Genomic DNA, 9,954 nt, shown 5'->3' on the forward strand with positions numbered 1-9,954 from the left:
CGTGGGCGATTCGGCAACGCGGCGAGCGTGCGTGCCAGGCGTCGCGCGGCAGGTGGAAATGTGCCACCGACCCCCAATCCTATGGGGTCGCCCGCCACCACTCCCGCCACCCGGGCGAACAGCCCGGTAGGACGAGGATTTCCGACACCCGCACCGCCTCCGCCCCTGCTTCGCGTCCGAGGACGGAGGGGCCGTCTGCGGTCGGCGCGGACTCAGGCCGACACTGGCCCGGGCCCAGGCCGACGCGGGCCCAGGCTGACGCGGGCTCGGGCCACCCCGGGGCCCAGGGCGTCGCGGGCCCAGGCTGCCGAGGGCTCGGGCCACCCCGGGCTCAGGCCGACGCAGGCCCAGCCGACGCGGGCTCAGGCCGACGTGGGCCAAGGCCGCCGCAGACCCTGGCCGCCGAGGGCTCGGGCCACCCCGGGCTCAGGCCGACGCGGGCCGGGAATTGACCGCCCGGCCCGGCGGCCGCTGCTCCAGCTCAGGGGGCGTGCCGGCGGCCGCCGCTGCTGCCGCCGCCGCTGCCGCCAGCTCGGCGGGCCGCCGCCAGCCGTGCTCTCCGCGCGCCCGCAGCCAGGCCGTGGTCTCCTGCGGCGGCATCGCCGCGGCGACCAGCCAGCCCTGCACCGCGTCGCAGCGCAGATCCCGCAGCCGCTCCCAGGTCTCGTCGTCCTCGACCCCCTCCGCGACGACCAGCAGGCCCAGCGAGTGGGCCAGGTCGATCGTGCAGCGGACGATCTCCGCGTCCTCGTTGTCCACGGCCAGCCGGGCGACGAACGAGCGGTCGATCTTCAGCTCGCTGACCGGCAGCCGACGCAGATGGACGAGTGAGGAGTACCCCGTACCGAAGTCGTCGAGGGACATCTTCACGCCGTGCCCGGTCAGCCCGGCGAGCGTGTCGGCGGCGCGCTGCGGGTCCTCCAGCAGCACGTGCTCCGTTATCTCCAGCTGCAGCGCCCCCGCCGGGACACCGTGCCGGGCGAGCCGCGCCGCGACGCCGCCCGCGAACCCGGGGGTGTGGACGTCGCGCGGGGAGACGTTGACCGCGACGGGGACGAACAGGCCCTGCGCCCGCCACCGGGCGACCTGGGCCAGCGCCGTCTCCAGGACGTACTCCGTGAGGTGCGGCATGAGGCCGGACGACTCGGCGATGGCGATGAACTCGTCCGGGGGGACCCTGCCCCGTTCCGGGTGCACCCAGCGCACCAGGGCTTCGAGGCCGGCCACCTGGCCGTCGAAGCGGACCTTCGGCTGGTAGTGGAGTTCGACCTCGCCGGCGTCCAGGGCGCGGCGCAGATCGCCCAGGAGTCCGAGCCGGTCCGGGGTGTTGCTGTCCCGCTTCGACTCGTAGACCTCGACGCCCGTACGGTCCCGCTTCGCCTGGTACATCGCCACGTCCGCGCGCCTGAGCAGCCCTTCGGCGTCCAGCGCGTGGTCCGGGTAGACGGCGACTCCGGCGCTGGCCTCCAGCACCAGAGTCAGTCCGTCGAGGTCCAGCGGGGAGGACAGCTCGGCGACCAGGTGGCGGGCGACCCGCTGGGCGCTGGTGGTGGAGTCGGCGGTCGGCAGGAGCACCGCGAACTCGTCGCCGCCCAGCCGAGCGGCCTCCGCGCCCCGGGGCAGCGCGAGCCTGAGACGTTCCGCTATCTGCAACAGGAGCCGGTCCCCCGCCAGATGTCCGAGAGTGTCGTTGACCGCGCGGAAGCGGTCGAGGTCTATCAGGACCAGAGCGGATCTCGCGCCGACGGATTCGGCGTCCTCCAGGGCCGTCCAGGTGCGCTCCAGCAGCCACTGCCGGTTGGGCAGTCCGGTCAGCGGGTCGCGCAGCTGCTCCTCGGCCCGCGCGCGGGCGATCCAGAGGGCGGAGTCGAGAGCGATCAGCGGGACGGCGAAGAGCGGCAGGAGCAGCGGGGTGATCATCGCGACGACGCAGATCAGCGGTGCGATGGCGAGCAGAGCGACGGCGACGAGGCCCTGGCGCAGCAGGGCGGTACGGGCGATGGTCGGCAGCCCACCGCCCTGGGGCGTCCGGGCGTACCACAGCAGGACCCGGGTGACCAGAAGGTAGGTGGAGGCGGCGAGAAGGACCTCCGGGACGGCTTCGATGCCCCAGTCGAGTGGCTGCCAGGGGGATTCGACGGTCTGTACGTCGCCGAAGGCGGCAAGCACCAGGGCGGCCGCGCCGATCCCCAGGATGTCCACCGCGCCGTGCAGCAACCCCTGCCACCAGCGGTGCCGGCGGGCGACGCCGACGAGGACGACGACGACCAAGGAGACCAGCCCGGCGGGCACCCAGCCGTAGAGCAGCAGCACGGCCAGGGTGAGGGAGGCTCCGGACCCGGTCCCTCCCCACCATCGGTCGCGGCCGAGCGCGACGAGATGGCCGACGATGACTCCGGTCAGGACGGCGAGGGACCAACCGGCCTCGCCGTCGGGGAAGAGCGCGTGTCCTTCGCTCACGGTCCGGTAGAAACCGGTCGCGATCTGAACGACGGCGATCATGATGGCAACGGCACCCACTTTTGGCGTGAGGCCGACGAAACCTTGCAGCCGCGACACCGGTGCGGCGCTCTCGGTCGGTTTCATTCCGTCCCTCTCACAGCCGGCGGTGCCGATGTCACCTGATGGTTCCGCTCCACGCCGCCACGACCCGGTCTCCCGCCCCGCGGCCTGTCACGGCAGGTGCACGTCTCAACAGTAGGCCGCGGAAGGCTTCTACGGGCAGCGCTCTGACGCTCTTGCCCGAATGCGGACCGACCAACCGTCAGCATCTGCTATGCGCCGATCGGGTGAACCGGCCGACGCGACGAAACCCTTGCCCCGGCCTGCCCCGCTACACCCTTTATCGCCCTCTTGCTCACCGTTCGCCCGCCCCCTTTGCGTACTCCTGTCGCTCCGCCCGGATACCCGCCCCGGCCCCGGGCCGGTCCTCACCCGATCCCCGACCCGGACAGGGATCCGGGCAGGGAACCAGGCAGGAATCCCCCTACTCCGCCGGTACCTCGGTCGGCACCGCCGCCTCGCGCGCCGCATCCGGACCCTGTTCGAGGAGCACGGCGAAGCCGTCCTCGTCCAGCACCGGCACCTTCAGCTGCATGGCCTTTTCGTACTTCGAACCGGGGTTGTCACCGACGACCACGAAGGAGGTCTTCTTCGAAACGGAACCCGTCACCTTCGCCCCACGGCTCTGGAGCGCCTCTTTCGCGCCATCCCTGGTGTGGCCGGCCAGCGTGCCGGTGACGACGACGATGAGCCCTTCGAGCGGACGCGGCCCCGTGTCCTGCCCCGCCTCCTCGTCGGCCATCCGGACCCCGGCCTCCCGCCACTTGCGCAGGATCTCCCGGTGCCAGTCCTCGGCGAGCCACTGCTTCACCGACGCGGCGATGACGGCCCCGACCCCGTCGGCCTCGACCAGCTCCTGCTCCGTCGCCTCGTCGATCCGGTCGATGGAACGGAACTGACGGGCCAGCTCCGCGGCGGCGATCGGTCCCACGTGCCGGATGGACAGCCCGGCGAGGATCCGGGCGAGTGGTGCCTCCTTGGCCGCGGCGATGGCGTCGAGCATGGCGAGGGCGTTCTTCTTCGGCTCGCCCTGCTGGTTGGCGAAGACCCAGGCGGTCTTCTCCTCGCCGGTCTTCGGGTCGCGCTTGGGCAGCCCGCTGTCCTGGTCCCGGACATAGGCCCGGATCGGCAGCAGCTGCTCGATGGTCAGCCCGAAGAGATCGCCCTCGTCGCGCAGCGGCGGCTCGGCGGGCTCCAGCGGCTCGGTCAGGGCCGCAGCGGCGACGTAGCCGAAATGGTCGATGTCGAGGCACTTGCGGCTCGCGAGATAGGCGATCCGCTCCCGCAACTGAGCAGGGCAGGAACGGGCGTTGGGGCAGCGGAGGTCGATGTCGGCCTCCTTCATGGGCCGCAGCTCCGTACCGCACTCCGGGCACTCGGTGGGCATGACGAACGCCCGCTCGGTGCCGTCACGGAGGTCGACGACCGGGCCGAGGATCTCCGGGATCACGTCGCCCGCCTTGCGGAGCACCACCGTGTCCCCGATGAGAACGCCCTTCGCCTTCACCACGTTCTGGTTGTGCAGGGTGGCGAACTCCACCTCGGAGCCCGCCACTTCGACCGGCTCGACCTGGGCGTACGGCGTGACCCGGCCGGTCCGGCCGACGCCGACCCGGATGTTGACCAGCTTGGTGTTGACCTCCTCCGGGGCGTACTTCCAGGCGATCGCCCAGCGCGGGGCGCGCGAGGTGGAGCCGAGCCGGCCCTGGAGCGGGATCTCGTCGAGCTTGACGACGACCCCGTCGATCTCGTGCTCCACGGAGTGCCGGTTCTCACCGAAGTACCTGATGAACTCCCGTACCCCGTCGAGGGAATCCACCACCTTGTTGTACTTGGCGGTGGGCAGGCCCCATTCGCGCAGCAGCTCGTAGGCGTGCGAGAGGCAGTCGATGTCGAAGCCCTGGCGGGCGCCGATGCCGTGCACCACCATGTGCAGCGGGCGGGTGGCGGTGACCTTCGGGTCCTTCTGGCGCAGCGAACCCGCCGCCGCGTTGCGCGGATTGGCGAACGGTTTGTCCTCCGCCTCGACGAGCCGGGCGTTGAGCTCCTCGAAGGCCTCCATCGGGAAGAAGACCTCACCCCGGATCTCGACCAGCGCCGGGATGCGGTCGCCCTTCAGCCGGTGCGGGATCTCGGCGATCGTACGGACGTTGGGGGTGATGTCCTCGCCGGTGCGGCCGTCGCCCCGGGTGGCGGCCCGGGTCAGCCGCCCGTGCTCGTAGGTGAGGTTGACCGCCAGGCCGTCGACCTTCGGCTCGCACAGGAAGTGATAGTCGGTGGTACCGACCTCCTTGGCGATCCGCTCGCCCCAGGCGGCCAGCTCCAGGTCGTCGAAGGCGTTGTCCAGCGAGAGCATCCGCTCGCGGTGCTCGACGGAGGTGAATTCCGTCCGGTACGGGCCCGCGACCTTCTGCGTCGGCGAATCCGGCGTACGCAGCTGGGGGTACGTCTCCTCCAGCGCATCCAGCTCGCGCATCAGCCGGTCGAACTCGGCATCGCTGACGACCGGCTGGTCGCTCACGTAGTACCGGAAGCGGTGCTCCTCGACCTGCTCGGCGAGGAGCGCGTGCTGCTCCTGGGCCTGTGCGGGCACCGTCATCTGCTGTTCGCCGGCCATCGTCTCGTCCTCCCGTTACCCGTTGCCCCGTTACTCAGGGTTGTCTGCGAGCGATCTCGCGGCCCGGACGCAGTGGGCGAGCGCGGCGCGCGCGTACGCGGGCGAGGCACCTGCGAGCCCGCACGACGGGGTGATCACCACGGACTCCGCCAGAGTCCCCGGATTCAGCCCCAGCCTGCGCCACAACGTCCTGACACCCATGACGCTACCGCCCGGGTCCGACAATCCGCCCGAGGCCGGGTCGGTGCCCGGCACCACTCCGAGGAAGAGCCGGGTACCGCCCTCCACGGCTTCCCCGATCGCCTCCTCCTCACGCTCGGTGAGCAGCGAGAAATCGAACGAGATGGCGTCGGCCCCGGCCCGGCGCAGCAGCGCGAACGGCACCTCGGGCGCGCAGGTGTGCACGACCGTCGCCGATTCCCCGGCCGTCGCCAGGACATCGCGCAGGGTGCCCTCGACGATCTGGCGGTCCACGGCCCGGTAGGTGCGGTAGCCGCTGGCCGTCCGGACCCGGCCGCGCAGCACGGCGGTCAGCGAGGGCTCGTCGAGCTGGAGGATCACCTGGGCGCCGGGCACCCTGCGCCGCACCTCGGCGAGGTGGGTGCCCAGCCCCTCCGCCAGCGAGCCCGCCAGGTCGCGGCAGGCCCCCGGGTCGCCGAGCGCGGCCTCGCCGCCCCGGCGTTCCAGCGCGGCGGCCAGCGTCCAGGGCCCGACGGCCTGGACCTTGAGCGGCCCCTCGTACCCCTGGGTGAACTCCTCCAGGGCGTCCAGGTCCTCACCGAGCCAGGACCTGGCCCGGCGGGTGTCCCGTCCTGGCCGGTCGCTGATCCGCCAGCCGCTGGGCTCGACGTGCCCGTACAGGTCGACGAGCAGGCCGATCGTCCGCCCGATCATGTCCGCGCCGGGCCCGCGGGCGGGCAGTTCCGCCAGATACGGCAGGCCCTCGCCGCCCGCGAAGGAACCGGTGACGGTCTTCGCCGCCTCCCGTGCGTCTCCCCCGGGCATGGACCCGATCCCGGTGGCCGGGCAACCCCTGAACTCGCTCTTCTCGCTCACACCGGAAGCCTAGGGCGTTGCTGCGGGAGCGGCGCCGCCCGGCCTGCGGGGGTCAGCGTCCGGGGCGCACCGTGAGGTCGTTGACCTCGGCGTCGCGCGGCAGGTCGATGGCCATCAGGATCGTGGTGGCCACCGACTCCGGGTCGATCCACCGGGAGGGGTCGTACTCCTTGCCCTCCTGCTGGTGGACCTTGGCCTGCATGGGGCTGGCGGTGCGTCCCGGGTAGACGGAGGTGACCCGGACGCCGCCCGCGTGCTCCTCGTGGCGCAGCGAGTCGGCGAGGGCCTTCAGGCCGTGCTTGCTCGCGGCGTACGCGCTCCACTCGGCGTGCGCGGCAAGACCTGCGCCCGAGTTCACGAAGAGGACGTGGCCCTGGGCGACGCGCAGCAGCGGCAGGAAGAGCCGGGTCAGCTCGGCGGGCGCGACCAGATTGGCGTTGAGCTGGAAGTGCCACGCCTTGGGCGTGAGGTCCCCGACGCTGCCGAGCTCGACCACGCCCGCGATGTGCAGCAGAGAGTCGACCTGCTCCGGCATCGACTGCTGGGCGAGCGCCCACGACAGCCGGTCCGGATTGGAGAGATCACCGACGAGCGTACGGGCGCCGGGGTGCATCCCGGCCAGCTCCTTGGCACGGCCCGCGTCGCGGGCCAGCAGCACGGCCTCGTCACCGCGCTCCAGCAGGCGGCGGGTGACGGCGGCTCCGATGCCGGAGCCGGCACCGGTGATGACATGAGTGGGCATGCGCCCCATGATCGCACTCCGCCGCCCCGTCACTGGAGGCCGGACCACTCCTCCAGGTAGGCCAGCGCGCCCACGCCGTCCTTGGCGAAGAACACCAGGTCGGCCAGCGGGAGGGGCAGGAAGCCCTCGTCCTCCATGCGCTGGAACTGCTGGCGCAGCCCGTCGTAGAAGCCCGCCGTGTTGAGCAGGACGACCGGCTTGTCGTGCTTGCCGTGCTTCTTCAGCTCCAGGATCTCGGTCGCCTCGTCGAGCGTCCCGGTCCCGCCCACCATGATCACGACCGCGTCGGCCTTCTCCAGGAGCAGCGCCTTGCGCTCGGCAAGATCGCGCGCGATCACCATCTCGTCCGCGTTGGTCCGCGCCCTGGCCGCCAGGAAGTCCACCGACACTCCCACCAGCCGCCCGCCCGACTCCTGGACCCCGTCGGCGACGACCTTCATCAGCCCGCTCTCCGAGCCTCCCCAGACCAGGGTGTGTCCGCCCTTGCCGAGCAGTTCGGCGAATTCGCGGGCGGGCCTGGTGTAGCACTCGTCGAGGTCGGCGGCGGAGAGAAATACGCAGATCTTCATGGACCAACCGTAAAGGCCACCACCGACAGACCCCGGCACCCGGCCGAAAATCCAGCCGGGGAAGAATCCCGCCCCCGAAACAGCTGACCTGTGTATGACTACGTCACCAGGACACCGCATCACGGTCGAGCCCGGCACCGAGCACGTACGTGTGGTCCGCGACGGACAGGTGCTGGCCGAGAGCCGACGCCCGATCGTCCTGCGCGAGACCGGCTGTCCGGTCCGCTACTACCTGCCTCCCGAGGACGTCCGTACGGACCTCCTGACGCCCTCTGACGCCCGAACCCACTGCCCGTTCAAGGGAGATGCCGCCTACTGGTCACTGCCGGACGCCGCGGACCTCGTCTGGGCCTACCCGGACCCGAAGCCCGAAGTCGCCGTGATCAAGGACCACTTCTGCTTCTACGAAACAGAGACAGTCACCGATTGATCGTCAAGTACGCCCCTGACCTGGTACTTCGAAGTAGTTCAAAAAAACTTCGGCCAGAGCGATGAGTTTCTCCGGGCCCAGCGGTCCACCCTCGTATGGACAAGATTCTCTCCCGCGACGGCACCGTGATCGCGTACCGGCACCGGGGTGAAGGTCCGCCGGTGATCCTGGTGGGCGGCTCGCTGGGCACGGCGGCGACCGAGGCGCCGCTGGCGCGGCTGCTCGCGCCGCACTTCCATGTCGTCACGTACGACAGGCGCGGCCGCGGCTCCAGCGGCGACAGCGGCCCGTACGCGGTGGAGCGCGAGATCGAGGACCTGGCCGCGCTCGTCTCCGCGACGGGCGGCCGGGCCTCCGTCTTCGGCATGGGCGCCGGCGGGGCCCTGGCTCTGGAGGCACAGGCCGCCGGCCTCCCCGTCGACCTGCTGGCGGTGTACGAACCGCCCTACACGCCGGGCGCCGCGGGCCTTCAGTACAAGGCGTGCTGCACCTCGCGCCTGTACCGGCTGCTGTCCACCGGGGACCGCGCGGGAGCCGTCGAGCTGTTCCTTTCCGTGACGGGCGTACCGGCCGACATGATCGCCCGCATGCGCCGCGCCCCGCTGTGGAGCGACCTGCTGGCGATGGCCCACACCCTCGCGTACGACGACGCGATCCTCGGCAACGGCGCGATCCCGGCCGCCCGGTTCGCCTCCGTAACGGCCCGCACCCTGGTGATCTGCGGCGGCTCCAGTCCCACCGGCGCACATCTGTCGACCCGCGCCCTGGCGGACGCGCTCCCCCGCGCCCGCCACCGCACCTTGACCGGCCAGACCCGCGACCTGGCACCTCAGGCGGTGGCCCCGGTGCTCGCGGAGTTCTTCGCCAGGCCCGCATCCCTGCGTCAGGCTTCCTGACCCACGACCCGCCCCGCGCGGTCCCGCCCGTACGGGGGTCGGACGCGACCGCGCGGGGCGTCCCACGGCATCCGCGGCTCGGGCGCCGAGCGCGAGCTCGAACCGGACGGTCCTGCCGCCCGGCCCGAGCGCCCCTTCCCCCATGGCGCACCCGCCCCGTCGGTCCGCGACGAGTTCGAGGATGGCCATGCCCCGCCCGGCTTCGGCATGGGGGCGACGGGCGGCGCGTACGGCCTGGACAGGTCCGGGCTCATGCCCCAGACGCTGGCCCCGGAGCACCGGGTGCCGCCACTGGAGCCGCGCGGCAGCCGGCCCCTCGACTCCCCCACGCAGTCGGCGAACTTTCGTACCAGGCTGGACATGGTCGAGAAGGTGGCGTTGGCTCTCGTCGAGTCCAGGTATTCATCCGCTCAGTCGTCAGAGAGCTGTAGAGGTGTCTCACGTGTCCGGCCTGCACTAGCCGAAGCCATCCTTCTCCGATGCAGGAGGCAACAACTGTGTCGAGGTCGCCGCAGCAGAGGGCACAAGCATCGCGACCCGCGAGAGCGAAAGCCCGGAGCACATCGTCACGACGAACCGAGCCGCACTCCATGCGCTTGTGCTGGCAGTGAAGGCCGGCGACGCCGGCCTCAGCTGAACGAGAGACGGCCGCATCTGCTGCTCGACCGCATCCGTCGCTTTTCGGTCAATGAACAGTGCAACGTTGCAATCGAAAATTCGAGCGTGTGATGATCTCACCTATGACCACGGGTGGGGACAAGACGTCGAACCGACAGCGACCGTCACGACTGGCCGACTTGACCGGCCCCGGGACACCACTGACACCGGAAGCGTCAGAGCCTTCCGCATTGCTGACTGGCGCCGCGGGCGATCAGCTGGCGGCTGCTCGCCGGGAGTTCGCGGTACTGCTCGGCGAGTTCCGTCGCACGGCGGTGCTGGTGCCGCTGGATGGTTCGGGGGATCTGTGGTCGGCGGAGCAGGGCGGGTTCCGTTGGATCTGTGCGTTCTCGGACGAGGAGGCGTTGGCCCGGTTTGCGCGGGCTCGGGGGGATGCGGCGCGGGAGTGGGTGTACCGGACGGTG

Annotated in this window: 8 protein-coding genes and 1 pseudogene; 4 read left to right on the top strand and 5 right to left on the bottom strand. The window is 71.4% G+C overall.

What is annotated here, in order from left to right:
• Positions 1–426: 426 nt before the first annotated feature.
• The 5 genes from ACIRJP_RS35670 to ACIRJP_RS35690 all read right to left on the bottom strand — a co-directional run bounded on the left by ACIRJP_RS35670 (position 427) and on the right by ACIRJP_RS35690 (position 7,546).
• Positions 427–2,502 carry a putative bifunctional diguanylate cyclase/phosphodiesterase gene (locus ACIRJP_RS35670; RefSeq protein ID WP_404183609.1) on the bottom strand — a complete coding sequence of 692 codons (2,076 nt, stop codon included), beginning with the start codon at positions 2,500–2,502 and terminating at the stop codon, positions 427–429.
• A gap of 484 nt (positions 2,503–2,986) precedes the next feature.
• Positions 2,987–5,179, bottom strand: coding sequence for an NAD-dependent DNA ligase LigA (ligA, locus tag ACIRJP_RS35675; RefSeq protein WP_404183612.1), 2,193 nt, complete (start codon positions 5,177–5,179; stop codon positions 2,987–2,989).
• Between the two features lie 30 nt (positions 5,180–5,209).
• Positions 5,210–6,235 (bottom strand): methionine synthase, encoded by a 1,026-nt coding sequence (locus tag ACIRJP_RS35680; protein ID WP_404183615.1) that lies wholly within the window; start codon positions 6,233–6,235, stop codon positions 5,210–5,212.
• Positions 6,236–6,287: 52 nt separating this feature from the next.
• Entirely contained in the window at positions 6,288–6,977 is a 690-nt protein-coding gene (locus ACIRJP_RS35685; protein WP_404183618.1) for an SDR family oxidoreductase, read from the bottom strand.
• Positions 6,978–7,006: 29 nt separating this feature from the next.
• Positions 7,007–7,546 carry a TIGR00730 family Rossman fold protein gene (locus tag ACIRJP_RS35690; RefSeq protein WP_404183620.1) on the bottom strand — a complete coding sequence of 180 codons (540 nt, stop codon included), beginning with the start codon at positions 7,544–7,546 and terminating at the stop codon, positions 7,007–7,009.
• Between the two features lie 94 nt (positions 7,547–7,640).
• Here ACIRJP_RS35690 and ACIRJP_RS35695 point away from each other — a divergent pair, with 94 nt between their 5' ends.
• The 4 genes and pseudogenes from ACIRJP_RS35695 to ACIRJP_RS35710 form a co-directional block, all read left to right on the top strand.
• Positions 7,641–7,976 carry a DUF427 domain-containing protein gene (locus ACIRJP_RS35695; RefSeq protein WP_404183623.1) on the top strand — a complete coding sequence of 112 codons (336 nt, stop codon included), beginning with the start codon at positions 7,641–7,643 and terminating at the stop codon, positions 7,974–7,976.
• A gap of 95 nt (positions 7,977–8,071) precedes the next feature.
• A complete protein-coding gene (locus ACIRJP_RS35700; protein ID WP_404183626.1) occupies positions 8,072–8,872 on the top strand; it encodes an alpha/beta fold hydrolase in 801 nt (266 codons plus the stop codon).
• 475 nt (positions 8,873–9,347) lie between these two features.
• Positions 9,348–9,509 (top strand): annotated as a pseudogene (locus tag ACIRJP_RS35705) (DUF397 domain-containing protein); the annotation flags it as partial.
• 103 nt (positions 9,510–9,612) lie between these two features.
• Positions 9,613–9,954: SseB family protein (locus ACIRJP_RS35710; protein ID WP_404183629.1), on the top strand; the 342-nt coding region annotated here is incomplete at its 3' end.

Source organism: Streptomyces sp. NPDC102437 (genome assembly GCF_044765565.1).
GTDB lineage: Bacteria > Actinomycetota > Actinomycetes > Streptomycetales > Streptomycetaceae > Streptomyces.

Excerpts from the sequence above, each read along its gene's own strand:
- ACIRJP_RS35670 (WP_404183609.1), bottom strand. The coding sequence starts at position 2,502 with ATGATCGCCGTCGTTCAGATCGCGACCGGTTTCTACCGGACCGTGAGC.
- ligA (WP_404183612.1), bottom strand. The coding sequence starts at position 5,179 with ATGGCCGGCGAACAGCAGATGACGGTGCCCGCACAGGCCCAGGAGCAG.
- ACIRJP_RS35685 (WP_404183618.1), bottom strand. The coding sequence starts at position 6,977 with ATGCCCACTCATGTCATCACCGGTGCCGGCTCCGGCATCGGAGCCGCC.
- ACIRJP_RS35690 (WP_404183620.1), bottom strand. The coding sequence starts at position 7,546 with ATGAAGATCTGCGTATTTCTCTCCGCCGCCGACCTCGACGAGTGCTAC.
- ACIRJP_RS35695 (WP_404183623.1), top strand. The coding sequence starts at position 7,641 with ATGACTACGTCACCAGGACACCGCATCACGGTCGAGCCCGGCACCGAG.
- ACIRJP_RS35700 (WP_404183626.1), top strand. The coding sequence starts at position 8,072 with ATGGACAAGATTCTCTCCCGCGACGGCACCGTGATCGCGTACCGGCAC.